The sequence below is a fragment of the Marinobacter sp. SS21 genome (assembly GCF_028369065.1).
Taxonomy (GTDB): Bacteria; Pseudomonadota; Gammaproteobacteria; order Pseudomonadales; family Oleiphilaceae; genus Marinobacter.
In genome coordinates, this window is the sequence record NZ_JAQNDA010000005.1 from 16,331 (window position 1) to 40,589 (window position 24,259).

Annotated in this window: 25 protein-coding genes, 2 tRNA genes and 2 pseudogenes; 14 read left to right on the forward strand and 15 right to left on the reverse strand. The window is 61.8% G+C overall.

Annotation, left to right across the window (positions count from 1 at the left end; translation table 11 throughout):
- The first annotated feature begins 56 nt into the window (after positions 1-56).
- Positions 57-935, forward strand: coding sequence for a sugar nucleotide-binding protein (locus tag N6L25_RS08140; RefSeq protein WP_271979324.1), 879 nt, complete (start codon positions 57-59; stop codon positions 933-935).
- A gap of 96 nt (positions 936-1,031) precedes the next feature.
- On the opposite strand, the gene fabB is transcribed toward N6L25_RS08140, so the two are convergent.
- Positions 1,032-2,243, reverse strand: a complete 1,212-nt coding sequence (gene fabB / locus N6L25_RS08145) for a beta-ketoacyl-ACP synthase I (protein WP_271979325.1) — start codon at positions 2,241-2,243, stop codon at positions 1,032-1,034.
- Between the two features lie 281 nt (positions 2,244-2,524).
- Here fabB and N6L25_RS08150 point away from each other — a divergent pair, with 281 nt between their 5' ends.
- Complete coding sequence (locus N6L25_RS08150) at positions 2,525-3,058, forward strand: Mpo1 family 2-hydroxy fatty acid dioxygenase (protein WP_271979326.1); 534 nt, start codon at positions 2,525-2,527, stop codon at positions 3,056-3,058.
- Positions 3,059-3,118: 60 nt separating this feature from the next.
- Positions 3,119-3,895 carry a helix-turn-helix domain-containing protein gene (locus tag N6L25_RS08155; protein WP_271979327.1) on the forward strand — a complete coding sequence of 259 codons (777 nt, stop codon included), beginning with the start codon at positions 3,119-3,121 and terminating at the stop codon, positions 3,893-3,895.
- Here the strand turns inward: N6L25_RS08155 and ylqF are convergent.
- Positions 3,865-4,791: a ribosome biogenesis GTPase YlqF gene (gene ylqF, locus N6L25_RS08160; protein WP_271979328.1), complete on the reverse strand. Its 927-nt coding sequence runs from the start codon at positions 4,789-4,791 to the stop codon at positions 3,865-3,867. The two genes, N6L25_RS08155 and ylqF, sit on opposite strands and share 31 nt — an antisense overlap.
- Before the next feature lie 247 nt (positions 4,792-5,038).
- Between ylqF and N6L25_RS08165 the strand changes: the two genes are divergently transcribed.
- Entirely contained in the window at positions 5,039-5,464 is a 426-nt protein-coding gene (locus tag N6L25_RS08165) for a Spy/CpxP family protein refolding chaperone (protein WP_271979329.1), read from the forward strand.
- A gap of 101 nt (positions 5,465-5,565) precedes the next feature.
- On the opposite strand, the gene N6L25_RS08170 is transcribed toward N6L25_RS08165, so the two are convergent.
- Both N6L25_RS08170 and lipA read right to left on the reverse strand, forming a co-directional pair.
- The gene (locus N6L25_RS08170; protein WP_271979330.1) at positions 5,566-8,052 is read right to left on the reverse strand and encodes an efflux RND transporter permease subunit; all 2,487 of its coding nucleotides are present in this window, start codon (positions 8,050-8,052) and stop codon (positions 5,566-5,568) included.
- 202 nt (positions 8,053-8,254) lie between these two features.
- A complete protein-coding gene (lipA, locus tag N6L25_RS08175; protein ID WP_271979331.1) occupies positions 8,255-9,292 on the reverse strand; it encodes a lipoyl synthase in 1,038 nt (345 codons plus the stop codon).
- A gap of 219 nt (positions 9,293-9,511) precedes the next feature.
- On the opposite strand from lipA, the gene N6L25_RS08180 reads away from it, so the two are divergent.
- The 5 genes from N6L25_RS08180 to merF all read left to right on the forward strand — a co-directional run bounded on the left by N6L25_RS08180 (position 9,512) and on the right by merF (position 11,257).
- Positions 9,512-9,808, forward strand: coding sequence for a hypothetical protein (locus tag N6L25_RS08180; RefSeq protein WP_271979332.1), 297 nt, complete (start codon positions 9,512-9,514; stop codon positions 9,806-9,808).
- 118 nt (positions 9,809-9,926) lie between these two features.
- Entirely contained in the window at positions 9,927-10,337 is a 411-nt protein-coding gene (locus tag N6L25_RS08185) for a hypothetical protein (protein WP_271979333.1), read from the forward strand.
- A 209-nt stretch (positions 10,338-10,546) separates the two neighbouring features.
- Positions 10,547-10,840 (forward strand): hypothetical protein, encoded by a 294-nt coding sequence (locus N6L25_RS08190; RefSeq protein WP_271979335.1) that lies wholly within the window; start codon positions 10,547-10,549, stop codon positions 10,838-10,840.
- Positions 10,840-11,043, forward strand: a complete 204-nt coding sequence (locus N6L25_RS08195; protein WP_271979567.1) for a GDCCVxC domain-containing (seleno)protein — start codon at positions 10,840-10,842, stop codon at positions 11,041-11,043. Before N6L25_RS08190 ends, N6L25_RS08195 begins: the two co-directional genes overlap by 1 nt.
- A 4-nt stretch (positions 11,044-11,047) precedes the next feature.
- Positions 11,048-11,257 (forward strand): mercury resistance system transport protein MerF, encoded by a 210-nt coding sequence (gene merF / locus N6L25_RS08200; protein ID WP_271979336.1) that lies wholly within the window; start codon positions 11,048-11,050, stop codon positions 11,255-11,257.
- A 99-nt stretch (positions 11,258-11,356) separates the two neighbouring features.
- Here merF and N6L25_RS08205 read toward each other — a convergent pair.
- The 9 genes from N6L25_RS08205 to N6L25_RS08245 form a co-directional block, all read right to left on the reverse strand.
- Positions 11,357-11,433, reverse strand: a tRNA-Met gene (locus N6L25_RS08205).
- 91 nt (positions 11,434-11,524) lie between these two features.
- Positions 11,525-12,616 (reverse strand): redox-regulated ATPase YchF, encoded by a 1,092-nt coding sequence (gene ychF / locus N6L25_RS08210; RefSeq protein ID WP_271979337.1) that lies wholly within the window; start codon positions 12,614-12,616, stop codon positions 11,525-11,527.
- Between the two features lie 92 nt (positions 12,617-12,708).
- Positions 12,709-13,299: an aminoacyl-tRNA hydrolase gene (pth, locus tag N6L25_RS08215; protein WP_271979338.1), complete on the reverse strand. Its 591-nt coding sequence runs from the start codon at positions 13,297-13,299 to the stop codon at positions 12,709-12,711.
- Positions 13,300-13,321: 22 nt separating this feature from the next.
- Positions 13,322-13,954, reverse strand: a complete 633-nt coding sequence (locus tag N6L25_RS08220) for a 50S ribosomal protein L25/general stress protein Ctc (protein WP_271979339.1) — start codon at positions 13,952-13,954, stop codon at positions 13,322-13,324.
- A gap of 155 nt (positions 13,955-14,109) precedes the next feature.
- Positions 14,110-15,054: a ribose-phosphate diphosphokinase gene (locus N6L25_RS08225; protein ID WP_271979340.1), complete on the reverse strand. Its 945-nt coding sequence runs from the start codon at positions 15,052-15,054 to the stop codon at positions 14,110-14,112.
- 58 nt (positions 15,055-15,112) lie between these two features.
- Positions 15,113-15,187: transfer RNA gene (locus N6L25_RS08230), tRNA-Gln, on the reverse strand.
- Positions 15,188-15,206: 19 nt separating this feature from the next.
- Positions 15,207-16,061, reverse strand: coding sequence for a 4-(cytidine 5'-diphospho)-2-C-methyl-D-erythritol kinase (ispE, locus tag N6L25_RS08235; RefSeq protein WP_271979341.1), 855 nt, complete (start codon positions 16,059-16,061; stop codon positions 15,207-15,209).
- Complete coding sequence (lolB, locus tag N6L25_RS08240; protein WP_271979342.1) at positions 16,058-16,705, reverse strand: lipoprotein insertase outer membrane protein LolB; 648 nt, start codon at positions 16,703-16,705, stop codon at positions 16,058-16,060. Before lolB ends, ispE begins: the two co-directional genes overlap by 4 nt.
- Positions 16,702-18,444 (reverse strand): tetratricopeptide repeat protein, encoded by a 1,743-nt coding sequence (locus tag N6L25_RS08245; RefSeq protein WP_271979343.1) that lies wholly within the window; start codon positions 18,442-18,444, stop codon positions 16,702-16,704. The genes lolB and N6L25_RS08245 overlap by 4 nt, the downstream gene beginning before the upstream one ends.
- 289 nt (positions 18,445-18,733) lie before the next feature.
- Between N6L25_RS08245 and hemA the strand changes: the two genes are divergently transcribed.
- Genes hemA through N6L25_RS08265 form a run of 4 tightly spaced genes read left to right on the forward strand, consistent with a single transcriptional unit; the run spans position 18,734 to position 22,716 of the window.
- Complete coding sequence (gene hemA, locus N6L25_RS08250; RefSeq protein WP_271979344.1) at positions 18,734-20,023, forward strand: glutamyl-tRNA reductase; 1,290 nt, start codon at positions 18,734-18,736, stop codon at positions 20,021-20,023.
- Positions 20,020-21,105: a peptide chain release factor 1 gene (gene prfA, locus N6L25_RS08255; RefSeq protein ID WP_271979345.1), complete on the forward strand. Its 1,086-nt coding sequence runs from the start codon at positions 20,020-20,022 to the stop codon at positions 21,103-21,105. Before hemA ends, prfA begins: the two co-directional genes overlap by 4 nt.
- The gene (prmC, locus tag N6L25_RS08260) at positions 21,098-21,940 is read left to right on the forward strand and encodes a peptide chain release factor N(5)-glutamine methyltransferase (protein WP_271979346.1); all 843 of its coding nucleotides are present in this window, start codon (positions 21,098-21,100) and stop codon (positions 21,938-21,940) included. Before prfA ends, prmC begins: the two co-directional genes overlap by 8 nt.
- Before the next feature lie 17 nt (positions 21,941-21,957).
- Positions 21,958-22,716: a HesA/MoeB/ThiF family protein gene (locus N6L25_RS08265; RefSeq protein WP_271979347.1), complete on the forward strand. Its 759-nt coding sequence runs from the start codon at positions 21,958-21,960 to the stop codon at positions 22,714-22,716.
- A 159-nt stretch (positions 22,717-22,875) separates the two neighbouring features.
- On the opposite strand, the pseudogene N6L25_RS17690 reads toward N6L25_RS08265, so the two are convergent.
- A pseudogene (locus N6L25_RS17690) lies at positions 22,876-22,962 on the reverse strand (FAD-binding domain-containing protein); the annotation flags it as partial.
- A gap of 31 nt (positions 22,963-22,993) precedes the next feature.
- Positions 22,994-23,296, reverse strand: a pseudogene (locus tag N6L25_RS17695) (deoxyribodipyrimidine photo-lyase); the annotation flags it as partial.
- A 121-nt stretch (positions 23,297-23,417) separates the two neighbouring features.
- Here N6L25_RS17695 and N6L25_RS08280 point away from each other — a divergent pair.
- The gene (locus N6L25_RS08280; protein WP_271979348.1) at positions 23,418-24,257 is read left to right on the forward strand and encodes a hypothetical protein; all 840 of its coding nucleotides are present in this window, start codon (positions 23,418-23,420) and stop codon (positions 24,255-24,257) included.
- Positions 24,258-24,259 lie beyond the last annotated feature (2 nt).

Genomic DNA, 24,259 nt, shown 5'->3' on the forward strand with positions numbered 1-24,259 from the left:
TTGGCGACTCTTTGGTTTCCCTGAATTTCCACTCGTTGCGGAGTTTGTCATTTCCTGTGAATGTACTTGTCGTTCATGACTACGGCCCCCTTGGTCGGGTGCTGCTGGAGCAGCTGAAACGTAGCTCCCTGCACATCAGCCCGCTGCTGATCAGCGAACCCGATAACGCCGATCTGGCCGCGCTGGCGGACTGGGTGCCCGAGGATACCGATCTGATCGTCAACGCCCTGTGGCTGACCGACCCGGAGAGGGCTGAGAAAGACCCGGAGGCGGCACGCCAGATGGCGTTTTCGGTGCCCATGGCCCTGGCCGAGCATGCCCGTTCCAGCGGTATGGCACTGCTGCAGCTCTCGTCCTGTTACGTCTTCGATGGACGCAAGCAGAGTGCCTACCTGGCGTCCAATCCCGGGCACCCAATCAGCCAGCTGGGCAATTGGCAGTGGGAGTGCGAGCAGGCCCTGCGGACGCTGCTGCCGCGACACCTGATCCTGCGGACCGGCTGGAACCTGGGGCGCTTCATCAGCAAGGTGCGCGCCTGCGTCGATAGCCAACAAACGGTAGCGCTGTCCAGTCGCTTTGTCGGTCAGCCGGTGTCCTTCCATGACTTGGCCCGGGTGATGGTGGCGGTGTTGCAGCAGGTGGAGTGTGGCGCGGAAGTGTGGGGTACCTATCAGTACACCGGCGCGGAGGAGATCTCCCTGTACGAACTAGGGCTGGCCATTGCAGAAACGCTCGAATTGCCCGAGGGCGCACGGGTGGTGGATGAGAACGCCGACTGGACCGCGCTGGAACCGGTGAACGCAACCCTCGGCTGCACCAAGATTCGCAACGCCTTCGGTATCAAGCAGCTGCCCTGGCGCACCCAGCTGGACGACGAGCTGGAGCTGGTCAGCAGTCTCGGTGAGGCGAAACTGGAGGGTGAGAACGCCGGCTGAGGCGGTTGCTCTACCCCTGCTGCGCGCGCCCGGTGCTCTCCCCGCACTCCGCCGCCCGTCCAGGCTTGGGCGGCAGAGTGGCGCACGCTTAACCGGTCAGTCCAGAGCCTGGAAAATCAGCGACGCATTGGTGCCGCCAAAGCCGAAGCTGTTAGACATCACGGTGGCCAGGTTGGCCTCGCGGGCGTTCGGGCCAACAATCGGCAGCTCCTGAATCTCAGGATCGATCTCGCTCAGGTTGGCGGTGCCGGCGATGAATCCATGCTGCAACATCAGCAGAGAATAGATCGCTTCGTGCACGCCGGCTGCGCCCAACGAGTGTCCGGACAGTGATTTGGTGGAGGAGATGGCCGGAATCTCGTCACCGAAGGTGGCCCGCACCGCTTTCATCTCGGCGACATCCCCCACCGGTGTGCTGGTGCCGTGTGCGTTGATGTAGTCGATGGGACGGTTGACGGTGGCCATGGCTTGTTTCATGCAGCGCTGGGCGCCTTCGCCAGAGGGGGCGACCATGTCGTAGCCGTCCGACGTGGCGCCGTAGCCGGTCAGCTCGGCGATGATCGGGGCACCCCGCTTCCGCGCATGTTCCAGCTCCTCCAGTACCAGCATGCCGCCGCCGCCGGCGATGACGAAGCCGTCACGACCGTTGTCGAACGGCCGCGAAGCGCTATGGGGCGCGTCATTGTACTTGGTGGACAGCGCGCCCATGGCGTCGAACAGCATGGTCAGGCTCCAGTCCTCTTCCTCGCCGCCGCCGGCAAAGACGATGTCCTGTTTGCCCGCCTGGATCTGTTCCATGGCGTGGCCGATGCAGTGGGCGCTGGTGGCGCAGGCCGAAGACATGGAGTAGTTGACCCCGCGAATCTTGAAGGCGGTTGCCAGGCAAGCGGACACCGTGCTGGTCATGATGCGTGGCACCATGTAAGGCCCAATCCGTTTGACGCCGCGCTCCCGCATCAGGTCGATGGCTTCCACCTGGCTGGAGCAGGAGGCGCCGCCCGAGCCGGCGATCAGTCCGGTGCGGTCGCTGGAAACCAGTTCCGCAGGCAGTTGCGCGGCTGCAATGGCCTGTTCCATCGCGAGGAAGCTGTACATCGCCGACTGGCCCATGAAGCGGCGCAGCTTGCGGTCGATCACCGAGGTGTCCACATCCACCGATCCTGACACCTGGCTGCGGAAGCCCTGGTCCCGGTAGGTCTCGTTGAAGCGAATACCGGATTGGCCGGTTTTCAGGCTGCTCAGCACGTCCTCAACTGAGTTGCCCAGGCACGATACGATGCCCATGCCAGTTACCACAACCCGTCTCATAGTCTCCTCCTGTCCCGGCTGCCGAGGTGTATTGCAGCAACCGCCTTGGTAATGATGCTTGGATAGGGGCCAGTTTAAGCATTTTGCGCCTGAGAGGGTATGTGACCTTGGTACGGTGGCGCCTTTTGCGGCTCCGTAGCTGTTTCGTACAAGGCGCCAAGATCGCAAGTAGGTATTCTGAAAGCCTGAACCGAGCCCAGTCGCGGCTCCTCTCGGCTTGCGCAAATGAACATTTGTGCAAGACAACGCCTGTGCGAAACAACAAACAATAGGAGATCCCCGTGCGTTCCCTGTCCCAATTCCTGTCGGATTACGGCGAGAGCCATCAAAACCCGTTGAACCAGTGGGTACATATTGTCTGTGTCCCGGCCATCCTGATGTCGACCCTGGGTTTGCTGTGGCTGATTCCCATCGGTGCCTGGCTGTCGCTGTCGGACGGCATCGCCTATTGGGTGAATGGCGCCACCATACTGGCGGTACTGTCGGGTTTGGTGTACCTGCGCCTCGCGCTGTGGGTCTTCGTGCTGATGACGGGCTGGTTTGCCCTGTCGGCCTGGGCCATCGTGGCGATTCAACAGGCGGGATGGTCGCTATTCTGGATCAGCCTGGCGGTGTGGATCGCAGCCTGGATCGTGCAGGTGTATGGCCACAAGGTGGAGGGCAAGAAGCCGTCGTTCGTCGAAGACCTGGTGTTTCTGCTGATCGGCCCGATTTTTGTCAGCATCGAGTTCGCGGCCAAGCTGGGGCTGCCGGTTCCCCACGCTCAGGGCGCGTCTGGCTCTCAATCCCAGCCCCACTCCCATCAGGGCCACTGAGACACCAAAAAATGGGGTATGCTGTCGCTTTGTCACCACGTTGTTCGGGATGGAACAGGCATGCAGCAGCCCACAGCCGGGGCGCTCCCATCGGCACACAGCCGACTCTATATCTGGCCGGATCACTGGCAGGTATGGGGTCGCGTCATGCCCAATCGTACCCATCGCCACAGCACTGCGTCCTTGCTGGTGGGTATCCGGGGGCCGTTTGAGCTGGAATGTGGCGGCCACTGGCGTACCACCCGCGCAGCCCTGGTGGCCCCGGACGTACCCCAGGCATTGAACCCGGGTGAGACCGACATGTGGGTGGCGCAGCTGGACCCGGACAGCCAGCCCTGGATGCAGCTGAAAGGGCTGCTGCTCGGTCAGCCTTCCGTGGATCTCGACCCGGCGGTCGCGCGGCTGGCCCAGAGCCAGCCGCCAGACTGTGGAGCCATGCAGCAGACGCTGGCGGCATTGCTGGCGGAGTGTGGCGGTCAGCCGGCGGCGCTGGATCAGCGCGTTGCCGTTTGCTGCCAGCTCCTCCGGCGGGAGATGCCGGAACGGCTGAATCTGACAGACCTTGCCACCCGGGTCGGGCTCTCGCCGTCCCGGCTTACCCACTTGTTTCGTAATGAAACGGGCGTGTCGCCGCGGCGATTTCTGCTGCAGCTCAAGATGCACCGGGCCATGGCCAGCTGGAGCCCGGGCAAGACGGTCTCGGAGATCGCCGCCGAAGGCGGCTTCTACGATCAGCCGCACCTGGTGCGGACCGCACGGGATTTGTTCGACGCGCTACCGTCGCTCTATGCCGGCAACGGCTGGTTTCAGGTCTGCCGCTGCGACCCGGTATCCTGACGGCGGTTGCGTTTGGCGGCCTCGCGGCTGTCTTGCTGGGCACTCAGTTCGCGGGCTTCCGCTTCCACCATGGCGGGGGTTTCCAGGCTGATGGCGCCGAGCTTGCCGGTGCGGAATTCGTTCAGCAACACCTCCGCCACCTTATGCAGATCGGGAATGCCGCCACGGGCGAAGAAGCGGCGCCGCTCGGCGATGGCGTCCATCAGCGCCACCCCATCCGCAGGCATACGCTCGATCCCGTAGCGCTCCGTGACAACCTGGGGGTAGGTCTGCAGCAGGTAATCGGCGGCGAACAGCGCCACATCCTCGAAATCGATCACCGCACTGCGGATGGCGCCGGAAACCGCCAGCCGATAGCCACAGGCTTCTGGTGACAGCTTGGGCCAGAGGAAGCCTGGCGTATCGTACAGCAGCACGTTGTCCGGCAGCTTGATCACCTGTTGGGCCTTGGTCACCGCCGGCTCGTTTCCGGTCTTGGCCACCGGCCGCCCTGCCAGAGTGTTGATCAGGGTGGATTTGCCGACATTGGGGATACCCAGGATCATCACTCGCAGCGCGCTCTTCTGGCGGTCGTGTCCAGCCGTCATCTCACCGGCCAGCCGCAGAATATCCAATGCTTCCTGGCGCTGATTGTGGGTCAGGGTGATCGCCCGCACGCCCCGTTCCTGCTCCAGATATTGCTGCCACTGGGCGGTGATTGCCGGGTCGGCCAGATCCCGCTTGTTGAGCACCTTGATCACCGGAGTGTCGCCCCTCAGATTGGGTACCAGCGGGTTCTCGCTGCTGAAGGGCAGGCGCGCGTCCAGGACCTCAATGATCAGGTCCATCTGCGGCATGATCTTCTTGATCTCCTTGCGGGCCTTATGCATGTGCCCGGGAAACCAGTTAATGGCCATGTTGCTTCTCCAGTGGTTGGCAGTAGTCGCCAGTGGTCGGCAGTGGTCGACGGAATCGCGCCATTATGGACGGGAATGACGAATTTTTCACATTTCCCGCCTGGCGCCGATGGCGCGGGATTATCGGGCCACGACTGTGAAGTGTGTAGAAAAATTATGGGGGCAGGGGTGCAGGCCCCCCGCCGTATGCTTTAGGGTGTAGCCGAGACGATGAAATACTTGATGCACGCAAGCCATGGAGATCGCTATGAAGTTGTTAAAACCGCTGGCCACCCTGTTGTTCGTAATGACCCTGGTCAATCCGGTCTGGGCCCAGCAGCCGGACCAGGTGGACCGCCTGGCGGAGATGGTGGGTCTGAGCGATGAGCAGCAGACCGAAATTCGTACCATCATCGAGGATCTCCAGAGCGAGATTCAAGCCCTGCGGGTTGAGGCGCAGCAGCTGCAGCAGCAACTGCAGACCCAGGTGAAGCCGGATTACGACGAAGCCGCCATCCGTGCCGACGCCGGCAAACTGGGCGAACTGACCGGTGAGATTTCGGCGCTGTCCACACTGTTGCAGGCCAAGGTTGATGCGGTGTTCACCCAGGAACAACGGGACGAGCTGGATCGCAAGATGCGGGAAATGCAGCAGCGTATGCAGCAAGGCGGCCTGCCGCAGAACCAGCAATAACCGCTGGGCCATCGAAAACCAAAGCGGTAAAAGCCGTTAACCCAACAACCCCGGTGCCGCAGTGCGGGCCGGGGTTGTTGGTATCCAGGGAGTGATTCGGCTCAGGCGGGTTTGCCGAAGGGTTTGAACAGCAGGATCAGTTTCGGCAGCAGGGTGAGAGCGCCGAGCAGTGCCATCAGCATGGCGAAGCCGGTGAACAGGCCGAAGTAGATGGTGGGGATGAAGTTTGATAGCACCAGAATTGAGAAGCCAACGATGATGGTCAGCGAGGTATAGAACATGGCCCGACCGATACTGCTATGACAGCGGTGCATGGTGGCCAGGTAATCGCCGTCCTTCTGGAACTCCACCCGGAACCGGTGAATGTAGTGAATGGTGTTATCCACGGCGATACCCATGGTGATGGCGGCCACGGTAATGGTCATCATATCCAACGGGATGCCGAGCCAGCCCATCAGGCCCAGTACCGAGGTGGAGGCCAGTAGATTGGGGGCCAGTCCGATCAGCGCCAGCCACAGGGAGCGGAACAGCACCAGGAACATGGCGGCGATGGCCAGGAAGACCACCCCAAGGGTTTTGATCTGGGAATCGAACAGACTTTGCAGCATGTTGTTGTACATCACCGTCATGCCGGTGAACATCACCCGCTCGTCGTCGATTTCAAGCTCGCCGGTGAGGTGTTCGCGAATCTGCTCGAGCAACTGCTGGCGGCGCAGTTCCGGTGAGGTTTCCAGCAGCCGGATACTGAACCGGGCCTGGTCGTACTCTTCCGAAATGTAGGGCGTCAACAGTACATCGGTGAGCTCGTCCGGCACCGCTGCGGGTACAAAGGCCAGTTCCAGCGCATTCAGCGGTTCGCCCTGGTTGATCTGCGCCAGCACACCCAGGGTGGTGGTGATGGACAGCACCTTACCGGTCTCCGGCAGGCTGTCCAGATAACGGTGTACCTGGGCCAGGCGGTCCATTTTCTGGTAGGTGTACCAGGTATCCCGGTATTCCTCTTCGGTGCCGCAGTCGTCAACAAACGGATCACAGTCGCTGGCGAAGGGATCCAAGAAGGCACTGCCTTCCGGGGCCGGTTCGTCGGTGATGATAACGTCCAGCGGGGTGGTGCCCCCCAGGCGGTCGTCAATGGTGATCATGCCCTGGTGGATTTCGGTGCTGGACTTGAAGTAGTCGATAAAACTGTTTTCCACCGTCAGCCGGGATACCCCAATCACACACAGCAGCGCCAGCAGCAGGGCGACGCCAACCACCCAACCACCACGGTGCTCGGTCAAGCGGGCAAAGTGGTCGGTGAACGGAACCCGGTTGGAGCGGACCCGTTGGTCAACGGGAGGCGGCAGCATCGACAGCAGCGCCGGAAACACGCCGAACGCCACCAGAAACGCCACGGTAATGCCGATGCTCATCATCCAGCCGAAGTCGATCACTGGCCGAATGCCGCTGAAGGTCAGGGAGCCGAAGGCGACCATGGTGGTGAGCGCCATGTAGAGGCACGGCTTGAACATCGCCCGCAAGGTGTTGCCGAGAATTTGCCGCGGCGGGGTGTCCGGCCCGTCGTGCTGGAACTCCCGGTAGCGAACAATCAGATGGATGGTCAAGGACAGCGTCATAATCAGCAGCAGGGCGATGAAATTGGACGAGATTACGGTCACAGGCCAGTCGGCCCAGCCGAGGTAGCCGACCATCAGCCACACCGTAAAGCCGCAGCACAAAAGCGGAGCGGCCACCCAACGCCACTGGCGGAAGATCACCGCCAGGGTGCCGAGAAGAAACAGCAGCACGCCGATGCCGAAGGTGGACAGGTCACTCTTGATGAAGTGGATCATGTCGTAGACGATCATCGGCACGCCGCCCAGGTGGATCTCGGCGGTGTCGGCATAGCTTGCCAGAATTTCGCGAACCGCCTCGATGGTGGCGTCCCGGCGATGACTTAGCTGATCGGTCAGGCTCAGGTAAGCCTGCTCGACCTCGTCGAGTCGTTGCCGGTCCCGGTCGGTGCCGGCACCCTCGGCGGTCGCTTCTCGCAGCCGCTGCCGTTCCTGGAGCAAGTCATAAAACTGTACCGGTGTGGGGAGATTCACCTGGATCGCGGTGGTGCGGCCGTCCTCGCTGATCAGCAGGTTGGGGTAGAGCGGGCTGTCCAGCAATGCCTGACGGGCGACCTGGGGAGCCACCGGGTCGTTGTCGAGGGTTTTGATCTCCTCATCCACTGTGTCCAGGTTGAGTTCCGGGCTGTGTAACAGCGGGACGTTCAGGATGCTGTTGGTGGAGCCCACCGCCTCCAGCGCTTCCAGTTCGTCCCTCAAGGCCGCCAGATCCGCCAGTCCCTGTTCGCTGAACAGCGCCTGATGGGGCGTGTAGGTGACGATGAGAAAGTCGTCGGAGGTGGTGAAACGCTGGTTAATGGCGCGGTACTGTTCCAGCGACCGGTCGTTCTCCAACACCAGCGACTCGGCCGACGCGTCTAGCCGGAACTGGTCCAGGCGCAAGCTGGCGGCGAGCAGTATCAAGGCGAACACGGCCAGTACGATGAGTGGGTGAGCAAGGATCAGACGGTCATAAAGGGTGCGCAGTTTGGTCATTGGGCACAGGGGTCCACGGAATCAGGAGGAGCGCGAAGTGTGCCATATTCTGCGAGGGAAGCCAGCGGATGAGCCAAATTTGGCCGAAATGAACGGATCTCGCCGCGAGCCTTGGTGATCCGAATGGCTGCGGTCTCCAGGGAATCCGGTTCCTGAAGGCGCAGCCCAGGGGTGGCGCTAAGGGCAGGTCAGCCGGTGGCGGTTATTCCACCAGCTTGACTGGGATTTGATGGGCCTGGCTGTCCGGAACCTGCGGCGTGATCAAACCCAAATTGTTTTTTTCGAACACCCGATCGGCGCGGTAGCTGGACCGGACCATGGGACCGGAGGGGACTTCCATAAAGCCTTTCTCCAGCCCAATCTCGCGGTAGCGGTTGAATTCTTCCGGCGTTACGTAGCGTTCCACCGGCAAGTGGTTAGGGGTGGGGCGCAGATACTGGCCCAGGGTCAGGATGTCGACGCCGACGGCCCGCAGGTCATCCATGGTGGCGAGAATCTCTTCGTCGGTTTCGCCCAGTCCCAGCATCAGGCTGGTCTTGGTGAGTACGTCCGGGCGGTATTGCTTGGCATGGGCCAGTACGCTCAGGGTCTTCTGGTAGCCGGCGCGGGGGTCCCGCACCCGGTGGGTCAGCCGTTCCACCGTTTCCACGTTCTGGGCAAACACATCCAGGCCTGAATCCACCACCAGCTCCACGTGGGGCATGACGGCATCAAAATCCGGGGTCAGGGCTTCCACCGCCACCTCCGGCGTGCGGCTCTTGATGGCGGAGACGCAGGCGGCATAGTGGGCGGCGCCGCCGTCCTCCAGGTCGTCCCGGTCCACCGAGGTCAGTACGATGTAACGCAGCCCCATCAGTTCCACCGACTTGGCGGTGTTCTCCGGCTCCTCGGTATCGAGCCAGCCCTTGGGGTTGCCGGTGTCCACCGCGCAGAACTTGCAGGCGCGGGTGCAGACCGAGCCCATCACCATGATGGTGGCGGTGCCGTTGCTCCAGCACTCCCCGATGTTGGGGCAGTGGGATTCCTGGCACACGGTGCTGAGCCGGTGTTCCGAGACATTGCGGCGAACCGCGTCGTACCGTTCGCCGCCGGGCATCTTGGCGCGCAACCATTTGGGTTTGCGGGAAATGGGCGTGGTTGCGTGATTCGATTTCTTGATGCCGTCCTTGATGGCGGAGATTCCATGTTCGCTCTGGAACTTGGTACCACTGGTAACGCGGGGTTTCGCGCTGTCGCTCATGACAACCGGACTCTTTTGACATTGCTTGGGGGTAGCCCTAAAGGGTAATGCGGGGGCGGTGAGGATACAAGCGCTGTAAGGACAATCACCGCCTGTTGCCGATGCAACTTTTGTCTCATGGGGGGCTGGGAGGGGCGGCGAAACGCGCGTCGCGATGGTATGTTGGAGGCATCCGCCCCTTAATCCCTGACCCGACGGCCCAACTTGGGGGACCGGCAAATGATGGTAAAGAAGAGTGCTGCAGTCACGCTGTGTGGGCTGTTGCTGGGCTTGTGGTTAACCGCCGTGGCGGTATCGGCGGACCCGCGGGGCGCTCGCAATGACGAGGACCCCATGCAGCGCATTCGCGACCAGATTCATGAGCAATACTGGCAGCGCAAGGAGCAGCGTCGAAGGCTGGAGCGGCAGTGTCAACAAGAGCGCTCCGAGCTCCGGGCCGGTCGGAGGGAGGGGCTGTCACCAGCCTGTGTGTCGTCAGAGGCGACGTCGGAAAATGGCGCCGCCCGCGGGCGGTAAGTCCGATTGCGCCAATTTGCCGAATCCTACCAAAATGTCATCAAAAAAAGGGCAGTGAAAAGCCCGTTATTGTCTATGGTGGAGCCATCACCCTAAGCACTGATGATGAGGACGAGCAATGACGATTAAAAAAAGCATGGGATATGGATTGATGTTGGCCGCTGCCGTCATGCTGGCTGGCCAGGTTGCGGCAGCGCCTGGGGGCAAGAACGCCGAGGACCACCCGGGCCAGGGGCATCGTGATGCTGCGGCGCAGCAGCGCTACCAGATGGAAGAACACGCCGAATCGCAACGTGAGCGTATGGCCGATGAAGCAGAACGCCGTAGAGACGAGGCTGAAGACATGCGCGAGCGTGCCGAGCACGAAGCGGAGCGTGGTCGTGAACAGGCCGAAGCGGGCATGGATGAGGCCCGTGGCCGCGCCGAGAACGCCGGCGGCCCTCAGGTTAACCCTGGCGAGCGGGGCAGCGAGCAGGGCCAGGCGGCCAAACGTGAGCACTCCAAGGCGTGGTGGAACTTCTGGGATTAATCCCTGAAGCCACTCGCTGGCGGTGGGCGAGATCCTGGTGGTCCATCGGGCTGTCACCGGTCTTGCGACGCTCGCCGCCGTATCCATGGCGATTGGTAGGATGCTCAATCGGCCATGATCGTACCCAGCTGAGTGCGCTTTCGTTCCGCCACTGAACCGAATGTGGCATTGCTGGTCCTACGGTCATAAAGGCCGCCGAGCATGCTGTCATGGCATCAAAGCTAAAGAAACTTACCGTCGCCATTTCCGGCGCGGTGTTGCTGATGACACTCATCGGTGCCGAGCCTGTGCCTGTGCAACCGCGACCAAGCGACACGGAGGTTGCACAACCTTCCCCTGATCCCATCGAGAAACGCGCCCAGCAGCGCCAGCAGCTGGAGCGGCGGTGGCTGCAACAGCGTTCCTGTCAGCGAGAGCAAACGGCGGTGCGGTCGGGACAGCGACCGAGTCTGTCTGGCGGCTGCATGATCCAGCAGCGACAACAATTCAAGCGCTCGCCGTGATGAAGCCGAAGCGGGTTGCAATCATTACCTGTCCAGTCTGTGGGCATCAAGCCTCCGAGACCATGCCGAAGCATGCCTGCCTGTACTTTTATCCGTGTAGGGGGTGCGGAGTCCTACTCAAACCCAAGCCGGGCGACTGTTGTGTGTTCTGCTCGTATGGCGACACCCCTTGCCCGCCGCGACAGCTGGCTCAGGGGGACTAAGCCTATGACGTCGGGTCGTCGATTGATCAGGGTAGGGGCGGTTGGCAGCCTGGTCACCGCGCTATGCTGCTTCACGCCGGTTCTGGTCTGGCTGTTTGGATGGCTCGGCCTTTCGGCCATTCTGGGTTACCTGGACTACGTGTTGTTGCCGCTGTTGCTGGCTTTTCTGTTGCTCTTGGTCATCGGTGTTGTCCGGTACGGACGAGGCCAATGAGCTGAGTGCGGAATGGTGAGGAGGGCGGCTCAGTTCAGCTCACCTTTTATCAAGCACTAAAAAAGGGCCCACGCTTGCACGAGGGCCCTTTTTGAATACTGGTAGCAAGGGGCGGAGTCGAACCGCCGACCCCAGCATTATGAGTGCTGTGCTCTAACCAACTGAGCTACCTTGCCAATTCGATGGGGTTACGCCCCAAACGAGGCGCGTATTTTCAGTATTTGGGCGCTTACTGTCAAGGGGGAATGCCCGAATTATTCCGAAAAATTACACGTTGAAGCGGAAGTGGATAACGTCACCGTCCTGGACGACGTAGTCCTTGCCTTCCAGGCGCCATTTGCCGGCTTCTTTGGCGCCGCTTTCACCATTGCAGGCGACGAAGTCGTCGTAGTTCACCACTTCGGCACGGATGAAGCCACGCTCGAAGTCGGTGTGGATCACGCCCGCAGCCTGGGGTGCGGAGGCGCCGATACGTACGGTCCAGGCACGGACTTCCTTCACGCCGGCGGTGAAGTAGGTCTGCAGGCCCAGCAGGTTGTAGCCGGCGCGGATGACGCGGTCGAGGCCGGGTTCTTCCATGCCCATTTCTTCCAGGAACATGAGCTTTTCGTCGTCTTCCAGCTCGGAAATTTCGGCCTCGATCTTGTTGCAGATCGGAACGACCACGGCATTTTCCGACTCGGCAATGGCCCGTACCTGGTCCAGATAGGGGTTGTTGTCGAAGCCGTCTTCGCTGACGTTGGCGATGTACATGGTGGGCTTGACGGTGAGCAGGCACAGCTCACGAATCAATACCTGTTCCTCGTCGCTGAGCTCCATGCCTCGCACGGGCTTGCCTTCGTTGAGCACGGGTAGCAGCTTCTCGAATATTTCCAGCTGGGCTTTGGCGGTCTTGTCGCCACTCTTGGCGACGCGTTGAACCCGCTTGATGGCTTTTTCCACGGTGTCCATGTCGGCCAGCGCCAGTTCGGTGTTGATCACCTCGATGTCTGCCGCAGGGTGCACCTGGTTGGCGACGTGGATGACGTTGTCGTCTTCGAAGCAGCGCACCACGTGGGCAATGGCGTCGGTCTGACGGATGTTGGCGAGGAACTGGTTGCCCAGGCCTTCACCCTTGGAGGCGCCGGCGACCAGGCCGGCGATGTCGACGAATTCCATGGAGGTGGGGATGACCCGCCCCGGCTTGACGATCTCCGCCAGTTTGGTGAGGCGCGGGTCTGGCATCGGCACGACGCCGGCGTTGGGCTCGATGGTGCAGAACGGGAAGTTTTCCGCGCCAATGCCGGCTTTGGTCAGTGCATTGAACAGGGTGGATTTGCCGACGTTGGGCAGGCCGACGATGCCGCAGTTAAAGCCCATGGATTGCCTCTGCTGATGCTGAAAATTGTGGCCGGATTATACCGGTGAAGCGGGCAGGGTGCGAGAGGGGCTTTGTGCCCGGGGCGACTTGCTTAGGCGTTGGGCTTGTAGCTGTGCAGCCGGTTCATGGCGGCGGCCAGTTTGCCGGTGGCGGCGTCGGGGAGTACTCGGGTGATTTCGTCGATTACCGCGTCCAGCTGCTCGCTTTCCTGCTTGCCGAAGCGGCCGAGGACATAGCCGGTCACTTTCTTGGCGTCACCGGGGTGGCCGATGCCCAGGCGAAGGCGGTGGAATTCCTTGCTGCTCAACTGGTTGATGGTGTCGCGCAGGCCGTTATGGCCGCCGTGACCGCCGCCTTGTTTGAGTTTGGCGGTGCCGGGAGGTAGGTCAAGCTCGTCGTGAGCCACCAGGATCTGTTCGGGCTTGAGCTTGTAGAAATCCGCCAGGGCCTTGATGGCCAGTCCGCTTCGATTCATGAAGGTGGTCGGATTCAGGAGGTGCAGGTCGAGACCCTGCCAGTGAATGCGGCTGTAAAAGCCATGAAACTTCTTTTCCGGACGGAGCGTCTGGCCCGCATGGCGGGCCAGCGCTTCTACGAAGAGGGCGCCGGCGTTGTGGCGAGTGTTCTCATAGTCTGAACCGGGGTTGCCCAGTCCCACCACCATGACAATCTGTTGCGCCATGAGCCGTTACCCCGGAGAGGAATTACTCCTCGCCGCCTTCGCCTTCGGCCTCAGCTTCGTCAGCCTTGGCGCCTTTCGGCTTGTGGATGGCCAGAACCGGCAGGTCGTGGTCTTCACCCTGCAGCAGGGCGGCAACGCGAACGCCTTCCGGCAGTTTCAGGTCGCTCAGGTGAACCACCTGGTCCATGGCAACGTCAGTGATGTCCACTTCGATGAACTCGGGCAGGTTCTGCGGCAGGCAGATCACTTCCACTTCGTTCAACTGGTGAGAAACCTTGCCGCCTTCGAGCTTAACGGCCGGTGCGCTTTCTTCGTTGATGAAGTGCAGTGGTACGTTAACGTGGATCTCGTGGTCCTTGTCGACGCGGAGAAAGTCGGCGTGGAACAGAGTCGGCTTGTACGGGTGACGCTGCAGATCCTTGAGGATCGCGCTCTCGGCCTTGCCGTCCACGTTGATGGTAAGGATGTGAGAGAAGAACGCTTCGTTCTCGATCGCCTTTGTCATTTCGTTGTGGGAAACGGAAATGGCAATTGCATCCTTGTTGCCGCCGTAAATAACCGCGGGAATCTTACCTTCTTCGCGACGCAGGCGGCGGCTCGCACCCTTCCCCTGGTCGTCACGAAGGTTTGCTTCGATCACAAATTCCTGAGACATGACTATTACCTCGATCTACACCCGAGGGGCCCGCGACCAGGCCGGATGTCGGGTGGGTCTGTTAAGAAGCCGGAATCAACAATTTTCCGGCCAGTTAAACAAGCCGGGAGTCCATAAGGACTCCCGGCTCGGATTCGTTGGCCTGGCTGGGCCGCTTACTCAAACATCTGGCTGATGGATTCTTCGTTACTGACGCGTCGAATCGATTCTGCCAGCAGTCCAGCCATGCTGAGGGGGCGAATTCTACCACAACTGAGCGCGTTGTCATCCAGCGGGATGGTGTCGCACACCACCAGTTCGTCCAGCGTGGAGTTGCGGATGTTCTCGATGGCCGGGCCGGACAGCACCGGGTGGGTGATATAGGCCACTACCTTGGCGGCGCCTTGTTCTTTCAGGGCATCGGCGGCCTTGCACAGGGTGCCGGCGGTATCGACGATGTCATCCACCAGGATGCAGGTCTTGTCCTTGACGTCACCGATGATGTGCATTACCTGGGAGACGTTGGCCTTGGGGCGGCGTTTGTCGATGATTGCCAGGTCGGCGTCGTCGAGGCGCTTGGCCACGGCGCGGGCGCGAACCACGCCGCCCACGTCCGGGGATACCACCACAAAGTTTTCGAATTTCTGCTTCTCAATGTCTTCCATCAGCACCGGGGTGGCGTAGATGTTGTCCACCGGGATGTCGAAGAAGCCCTGAATCTGGTCGGCGTGCAGGTCGACCGTAAGAACCCGGTCAACGCCGATGCTGGAGATCATGTCCGCCACGACTTTCGCGCTGATCGCCACTCGGGTGGAGCGCACCCGGCGATCCTGGCGGGCGTAGCCGTAGTAGGGAATCACCGCGGTGATGCGGGTGGCTGAAGCCCTGCGCAGTGCATCCGCCATCACGATCAATTCCATCAGGTTGTCGTTGGTGGGGTTGCAGGTGGGCTGAATGATGAAGACATCGTGCCCGCGAACATTCTCGTTGATCTCAACGGTGGTCTCACCGTCGCTGAATTTGCCCACGGTGGCCTGTCCCATGGGAATAGCCAGTTTCTTGGCGATGCTCTGGGCGAGTTCCGGATGAGCGTTGCCAGCAAAAATCATCAGTTTGGACACGACGGTATCCTTCAGAGTTTCAGCGTTGGATTCAGAGTCAGGCGTTGAGGGAGAAAGATGGCTGGGGTGGCAGGACTCGAACCTGCGAATGACGGGATCAAAACCCGTTGCCTTACCACTTGGCGACACCCCATTATCGAACTTCTTTGGCATCATTTCAGCTCTGCTAGCTTTGAGTGAAGCGGTGATTGATTCACCCCTTTAGCTACGAACCCCGTGATGCCGGAGGGTTTGCTTTCCCAGATATTCCGGGCTGCGGATTCTGTCGGGAAACGTCCAAAAATGCAAGCCCCGGTTCCGGTTAATCTTGCAGGTCCGAATTGTGAGAGCCAGTCCAGGCTCTTTTTAACCTCGGGATATAGTCCGCAAACTACATCCTCACAGTCGTTTCGGTACCTCGAGGCGTCTCCCTCAAAAGCGGGCGCTATTTTGATTCTCGGGGTGTCTCTTGTCAACCCTTGCGCGGAAAAAATCTTTCCGGTGTTGATGTTGCACGCCGGCTTCAGCACCACGAACCAGTCTTCCGGCGGTGTGGCCGGGGTCAGAATCTCGCCGACGCCCTCGGCGAAGGCGGCAAAGCCGCGAACGAATACCGGCACATCGGCACCCAAGGACAGGCCCAGTTGAGCGAGCTCCTCCAGCGGCAGACGAAGCTGCCATAAATGGTTCAGCGCCAGGAGGGTAGTGGCGGCGTCAGAACTGCCGCCGCCCAAGCCGCCGCCCATGGGCAGAACCTTGTGCAGGTTGATGCGAACGCCTGGCACCGGAGTTGGGCTTCGTTCGGCCAGCAACCGGGCGGCGCGAACAATCAGATTGTCCTCGTCTGGCACGCCGGCGATGGCGGGCGACAGGCTGATGCCTCCGTCCGGTCTGAGTTGGAAATCCAGCTCATCGCCATAATCGAGGAACTGGAACAGGGTCTGCAGTTCATGGTAGCCGTCGGAGCGACGGCCATTGATGTGCAGAAACAGGTTGAGCTTGGCGGGGGCGGGGAGTCTCAGGGTCAAGGGGCCGTTTCCGGTGCGGTGAGTTGCCATTGGGTAACCGCCAGGCGGACACGTTTTTCACCTTTGATGGCGGTGATGCGGGCCGGCAGTTCGGGTTTGTCGTCCATAAATCGCTGCCAGCGGTCGTAGCGAATTTCCCAGCCGCTTTGCTTCAGTAATGCGAGCTTGGCACCGAAGTCGAAATACAGACGGTAGTCGCTGCCGGGGCTGGGCAGGCCGCGAATCCACCAGCTCAGGTTGTCGATCGGTAACTGCCATCCGGTGGCTGCCGCTACCAGTTCCTCCGGCTCGGTGGATCGGTAGATGGCGCCATCGGGCAAGCTCAGCTCAATGTAGCCGGGCACTCCCTTGATTTCGGTACGGCCCAGGCCAAGGAACGCGGACGACAGCGAAATCTCGTAGGCGTCGTTGTGCTGATTCCAATGATTGATCACCGCGCTGCCGCTGTCCGAGGGTTGCCGTACCGCCAGCTTGCCTTGCAGTTGCCAATGCTGAAGGGCCTGGACTTCCTGCTGGCGCAGGTGCCAGCCCGCCGGTGGCTGGTTGGTCAGGCCGTCCGGCAGCGGCTCCAGCGGGACTGTGGTGCAGGCGGACAGGGACAGGCAGAGCAGGAGGGTTGGCCAGAAGCGGCCGCAGGCTGTCATAGGTCCTGATCTCCGGTCAGTCGCTGAACCGTTTCCAGCAGAATGGGGTGGTCGGGGTTGTCATCCAGGGCGTCCCGCCAGACGATACGGGCCTGTTCCTGTTCACCGATGCGCCAGAGCAGCTCGCCAAAGTGCGCGGCCACCTCAGGGTCTGGGAGCGTTTCGTAGGCCTGCTTGAGGTAGGTCAGCGCCGATTCAAACTGATCCTGGCGGAACAGCACCCAGCCCATGCTGTCCAGAATCGCCGGGTTGTTAGGGTCTAAGGACAGCGCACGGCCGATCAATTCCTCCGCTTCGCCGAGCCGGTCGGTGCGGGTGGCCAGGATGTAGCCCAGAGCGTTGAGGGCCACTGAGTTGTCGGGGTCTGCGTCCAGCACCTGGCGCAGATCGGCCTCGGCCTCCTCGGTGCGTTCCATGCCGTCCAGCAGCATGGCGCGGGCGTAGCGGATGCGCACGCTGTCGGGAAGCTCGGCCAGCGCCTGGTTGGCGGAGTCAAAGGCTTCGTCGGGCAGTACCTGTTCCAATAGCAGATTGATTTCCAGCAGCCAGAAATTTTCCGCTTGCTGAGGGTTGGCTTCGCGCATCTGGCGAAGGTTGCTCAGCGCACCGTCAATATCCCCGGCCTCGGCCCGCAACACGCTGGCTCGAGACAGGGCGGGAAAGTACTGGGGGCCCTTCTCCACCTGTTCGTAGTAACCGATCGCCTGTTGCGGGTCGTTCTCCATATCGGCGATTTTGCCCAGATAGAAGTGGGCCTCATGGGAGTGGTGGCCCTGTTCAATCAGGCTGATCAAGTCCTGGCGCGCGGTGTCCAGTTCGCCGTTTTCCACCGCCACCAGGGCGTGGGACAGGCGCAGGCCGGGCACGGTGGGGAATTGAGTCATCAGCCGGGCGAACTCGTCCTGGGCGGCCTGCATTTCACCTTCGCCCACCAGCATGCGGCCATAGAGGGTGCCCATCTGGCGGTTGTCCGGGAACTTGCGGGTGTTCTGCAGCAAATGATCCAGGGCGGCGCTCGGCAGGCCGGTCTGATACAGCAGGTCGCCCTTGAGGATGATCGCGGGCTGGAAATTGGGATGCGCCGCAAGCAGCGGCTCCAGGCGCTCCAGGGCGGTGGCCGGTTGGTTGTTGATCTTCATCAGCAGCGCAATGCTGTACTCAATCTCGATGTTGTCCTGATGCCGCTCCGCCAGCTGGCGGTAGAGCTCGAGCAGTTCCTGCTGCTTGTCCGGGGACAATTGGGACGCCATGCCGGCGAGGCTGTCGAAATCGGCATCGCCCCCCAGCTCCAGAATTTGCTCCATGTGTTGCAAGGCGGTGTCCAACTGACTGCGTTTGACCGCCTGGATGGCCAGGACCCGGTGCGCCTCCAGGCTGTCCGGCTCCACTTCCAGCCACAGTGTGGCCATCTGGAGCTGAGCGTTGTCGCCGTTGAGCGACTGAGCAATGCGCAGGGCCCGGCGAATGACGCCCTTGTCCCTGGAGCGCTGGGCGGCTTTGAGGTAGTTCAGCAGGGTCACATCGTAGCGGCCCCGCTGGCCGGCAATCTCGGCGCTGGTCAGCAGGTAGAGCACTTCCGGGTCGAAGTCGGCGTAGCGAATTTCCTCGACCTTGGCGGTGTTTGCCGGGGAGAGCGGTTTGACAGGTTGGGCAGGCTCCGTGGTGTCCATCAGGTTTGCGCAGCCGGCAAGTGTCGCGCCGATCAGGCTGGCAAGAAACAACAAGACAGGTTTTTGCATGCGGTATCCCGTACTGGTTGGTTCGACGCGTCGGGGCGGCGGGAGCCCGGCCCGGCAACGGGCGTCGATATCGAAACCCTATGATGGCATAAGCATTTGATCTTGCCCAACCTGTCCGCATTTCCCCGGATTGGCGGTGGTGGAACGGCGTTTTGGGTGGCGGGGGGCAAAGTCCGTCTGTAAAATGAGGCCATTATTCGTCCGTCTGCTGCACTCACGGCCCTCCTGAAACAGGGCGCACGGGAGCTTGCGGGCGTAAATTCTGGCGCAGAGGCAGTCTCACTTCCACATGGCATTACTTACGCTGGGCATCAACCACCGCACCGCGCCGCTGGAGCTTCGGGAGCGCATTGCGTTTACCCCGGAGCGGATGGCTGAGGCGTTTGCCGAGCTGCGCGCGGCTTCCGGTGCCAGCGAGGCGGCGATCCTGTCCACCTGCAACCGGACGGAACTCTACCTGGCGGGTGACGACGACTGCGCGGCCCTGGTGTTGCGGTGGCTGGCCGGTTTTCATGGTCTGGCGCCCGGCGAGTTGGAAGACGCCATCTACGTGCATCGGGACAGCGAGGCGGTGCGCCACATGATGCGGGTGGCCTCCGGGCTGGATTCGATGGTGCTGGGCGAGCCTCAGATTCTTGGTCAGCTGAAAGACGCTTACGCACTGGCGCGGGAGCACGATGCCAGCGGTACCTTCCTGTCCCGCCTGTTCGAGCAGACCTTCTCGGTGGCCAAGCGGGTGCGCACCCAGACTGCCATCGGTGAGAACCCGGTGTCGGTGGCCTATGCGGCGGTCAGTATGGCCAGCCACATTTTTTCCGATATGTCGCGGAACAGGGCGCTGCTGATTGGGGCGGGCAAAACCATCGAGCTGGTGGCCCGGCATCTGTCGGAAGCCGGGGTGACGGATTTTCTGGTGGCCAACCGGACCCTGGATCGGGCCCAGAACCTGGCCGAGGATCATGGCGGCCGGGGCATCGTGCTGTCGGATATTCCCGACTATCTGCCGGAGGTGGACATCGTGATTGCCTCCACCGCCAGTCCGCTGCCAATTCTCGGCAAAGGCGCGGTGGAGCGGGCGCTGAAACGGCGCAAGCACCGGCCCTATTTCATGGTCGACATTGCCGTACCGCGGGACATCGAGCCGGAAGTGGCGTCGTTGGACGACGTCTACCTTTATACCGTAGACGACCTGCGCCAGGTGATCGAAGAGAATGTGCGGTCGCGGGAAGGTGCGGCGCGAGAAGCCGAAAACCTGATTCTGGCCGGCGCCCAGGAGTTTCTCAGCCAGTTGCGGGCGCTGGATGCGGTGGCCACCCTCAAACAGTTCCGTCAACAGGCCGAACGCCAGCGCGACCAGGAAACCGAAAAAGCCCTGCGGGCGCTGCGCAATGGCGGCGACCCGGAGACGGTCATCCGCAGCCTCGGCCGGGGCCTGACCAACAAACTGCTGCACGAACCTTCGATCCAGGTCCGCAAAGCCAGCGCCGAGGGGCGGGTGGAAGTCACCCATTGGCTCCGAGAACTGCATCAGCTGGAAACCCAAGATAACGAGGTTTCCGTCACATCGGAAAAACTATGAAACCATCGATTCAGTCCCGACTCGAGCGGTTGGTCGACCGCTACGAGGAAGTCAGTGCGTTGCTCAGTGACCAGAGCGTTATCAGCGATCAGGACAAGTTTCGCACCCTGTCCCGGGAATTCGCCGAGATTGAACCGGTGGTGCAGTGCTTCCGGGCCTATCAGCAGGCCCTCGACGACATCGAGACTGCGGCCGAGCTGGCCCGGGATGGCGATGCCGACATGCGTGCCATGGCCGAAGAGGAGCAGGCCCTGGCCCGGCAAAAGAGTGAAGAGCTCGACGAAGAACTGCAGCGCCTGATGTTGCCGAAGGATCCGAACGACACCAAGAGCGTGTTTCTGGAAATCCGTGCCGGAACCGGTGGCGACGAGGCGGCGATCTTTGCCGGCGACCTGTTCCGCATGTATTCCCGGTACGCCGAAGGGCGGCGCTGGCAGGTGGAGTTGGTCAGCGAGAGTGCCGGCGAGCATGGCGGCTATAAAGAGGTGATCAGCCGGGTGGTGGGCGATGGCGTGTACGGTGCGCTGAAGTTCGAGTCCGGCGCGCACCGGGTGCAGCGAGTGCCGGAGACCGAGTCCCAGGGCCGCATCCATACCTCGGCCTGCACGGTGGCGGTGATGCCGGAAGCCGATGAGGCCCAGGCCATCGAGATCAACAAGGCGGACCTGCGGGTGGACACCTTCCGCGCCTCGGGCGCCGGTGGTCAGCACGTCAACAAGACCGATTCCGCCATTCGCCTGACCCATCTGCCCACCGGCATCGTGGTGGAGTGTCAGGACGAGCGTTCGCAACACAAGAACCGGGCCAAGGCCATGAGCCTGCTGGCGACCCGCCTGCAGAACGCCGAGCGGGAACGGCAGCAGCAGTCCCAGGCGGAGACCCGCAAGAGCCTGGTGGGCAGTGGCGACCGATCCGAACGGATTCGCACCTACAACTTCCCCCAAGGCCGGGTTACCGACCACCGCATCAACCTGACGCTGTACAAGTTGGACGAAGTCATCGCCGGCGACCTATCGCCGGTGATTGGCCCGTTGCAGCAGGAACACCAGGCCGAATTGTTGGCCAGCATGTCGGATGAGTGAGTCGTCACTGACCAGTGAGGCGCTGATTTTAGAGGCGGTGGCCCGCATTGATAGCGAGACGCCGCGACTCGATGCCGAGCTGTTGCTGAGTCACGTCACCGGCTGGTCCCGCACCAGCCTGCGGGCCTGGCCGGAGCGTGAACTCACCGCCGCGCAGTTGGCCCAGTTCCATACCCTGCTGGCCCGTCGTATCGACGGCGAGCCCATCGCCCATCTGTTGGGGACGCAGGATTTCTGGTCCCTGACCCTGGCCGTGACCCCCGACACCCTGATTCCCCGTCCCGATACCGAATGCCTGGTGGAGGTGGCATTGGCATTGCCGCTGCCGCCGAACGCCCGGGTGCTGGATCTGGGTACCGGCACCGGCGCCATCGCCCTGGCGTTGGCCAGTGAGCGACCGCCATGGCAGGTGAGTGCCTGTGATGCCGTTGCCGACGCGGTGGCACTGGCCCGTCGCAATGCCGAGCAACTGAGCCTGCCGCTGCGGGTGGTATCGAGCCACTGGTTCGACGATCTGCTGCCCCAACGGTTTGACCTGATCGTGTCCAATCCCCCCTACATCGCCGCCGATGACCATCACCTGTCCCAGGGCGATGTGCGCTTCGAGCCGGCCACCGCGCTGGTCTCCGGGGCCGACGGTCTGAACGACCTGCGCCAGATCGTGGCCCAGGCGCCCGACTGGCTGGACGACCAGGGCTGGCTGGTGGTGGAGCATGGCTACGACCAGGCCGATGCGGTCCAGGCACTGTTTCGTCAGGCGGGCTTTGTGGCGGTGGCGTCCCGCAAGGATTATGGTGGTCAGGACCGCTTAACCCTGGGCCAATTCACCCGCTGAGACCGGAGAGACATTCCATGCTGACTGATGACGAGTTGATGCGGTACAGCCGTCAATTGCTGTTGCCCGCGTTCGATGTGGCCGGCCAGGTTCGTCTCAAGCAGGCCCGGGTACTGATTGTCGGCGCCGGCGGGCTGGGGTGTCCGGTGGCCCTGTATCTGGGCGCCGCCGGGGTTGGCCAGATCACCGTGGTGGACGACGACACGGTGGAAGTGGCCAACCTGCAACGGCAGATCGCCTTCGACCAATCTGATTTGGGCCAGTCCAAGGCCGAGGCCTTGGCCCAGCGGGTGCGTCAGATCAACCCGGCAGTGGCAGTAACGTCACTGTCCAGGCGGCTGGATGGCGCGGCGCTGGTGCAGCAGGTACAGGAGGCTACCGTGGTGGTGGACTGTACCGATAACTTCACCACCCGCTTCGCCCTCAACCGGGCCTGTGTCCGGGCCCGAGTGCCGCTGGTATCCGGTGCGGCGATTCGCGCTGAGGGGCAGGTGTCGGTGTTTGACGTACGTCAGCCGGATAGCCCCTGTTACCACTGCCTGTACTCGGAAGAGGGCAACGAAGACCTGAGCTGTTCCGAGACCGGTGTCATCGGCCCGCTGGTGGGCATGATCGGCAGCAGTCAGGCCATGGAAGTCATCAAGGTCATCAGCGGTGTGGGTTCGCCGCTGATAGGCCGGTTGTTGATCCTCGATGCCTGGCAGATGGAGTGGCGACAGATGACCCTGGCCAGGGACCCGGAATGCCCGGTGTGCGGCTCCGGGGTCGAGCACTGAGTCCGTCCCCTATCCAGTATTACCCGATGTCGCCTCCTTCAGCGCCCGAAAACGGGCGATGGCCTCATGCCGGCTCGTCTTCAGATCCACCAACGGCTTCGGGTAACCCTTTGGCGTTACTCCCCCCAGCCAGTCCAGGAACAGGTTCTTGCACATCTACATGGCGGTCACCATCCGCAGCCGGTTGTGCATCCAGCCAGTCTGATTGAGTTGGCGCATGGCGGCATCCACGATGGGCACGCCTGTCCCGTCGGCGCTCGTTGATGCCATATTCTTCGTTGAAATGGACGCGCTGAACTCGTTGCTCATGACAAAATTTCTTTAGGGAGGCGAACGAATCGTCGAATCTGGCGGCCGAAAGAATCGCCAGTTCGATGCCCAGAGCCGCCAACTGCCGGCTCAGGCTATTGAGATGATCGATCACAAAACGGACGCGCGCCGGCGACCAGTGGTGGGCGCGCCATTGCTCGGGAGTTAGCAGGTAGCAGGCCCTGACCGGCAGACCGGACTGGCAGGCGGCGGTGAGGGCGGGATTGTCGGCGGTGCGGAGGTCGTTACGGAACCAGACCAGTGCAGTCATAGGGGGAGCCCGTTACAGGTCAAAAGGAATCAATAAAATCACATACTTGGGTATTCGCTGACAGCCCGGAATTGGATTATAGTTGAAGAAACCCTTTGGATTGCTCACCACACAGGACGCAATGACCGAACCCTCGGGCGTATTATCTGACAGCCAGGCCACCGTGCGGCCAAAACATATCGGAGCGTGGAACCGGGATTACATCCTGGACTCCGGCCAGACCCAGCTGCATGAGCTAGGCCACCTGCGCCTGTGGTTGACCCTGCTCGATAAGGAGTGGCAGGTACGCTCCCAATACCATTATGAGCAGACCGACCCGGCCGGCTGGCTCACCTCGATCAGCCATGTGTTGCCAGGGGCAGAGGTGCCACTGCAACGGTTTGTGCGACCGGATGCGGGCACCCGGGTGCGAATGCTGCCTGCGCTGGCCACCAAACCCACGGTCATCCGTCCCTACCAGCCGCTGACCCTTCCCGCCGATAGCGAGTGCACCATCTATGTGGGGACCCAGGTGTGGCTGCAGCTGCGGGCCGGGGAGCGGCAGACCCTGCTGACCGAGGTGGCGCTCACCGAACCGTCACTCACCTGGGTGGGACCGTCCACCATGGAGGGGGACTTGTGTTACAGCGCTGCCAGTTATGGTCGGATGGTGCTGGACGCAGTGCCGAAGCGGCCCTGGCGGGCGATCACCCCGGTACGTATTCTGAATCGCCGTCCCGAGCCCCTGTTGCTGGAACGGTTCAGCTTGCCTACGCCGTTGCTGCCGCTGTTCCAGAATGAGGACGGCCAGCTATGGACGCCCCAGGTGACGGTGGTGTGCGAAACGGACATGAATTCGGCTCGATTAAAGATATCGCCAACACTGATACCCGAGGCGGGCAAGTGCCATTTGCTGAGCCCGGCCAGGGAGTCCAGTGAGCGGGGCGGTTTGATCCGGGCCTTCGATCGGATGTTTGGTTAATT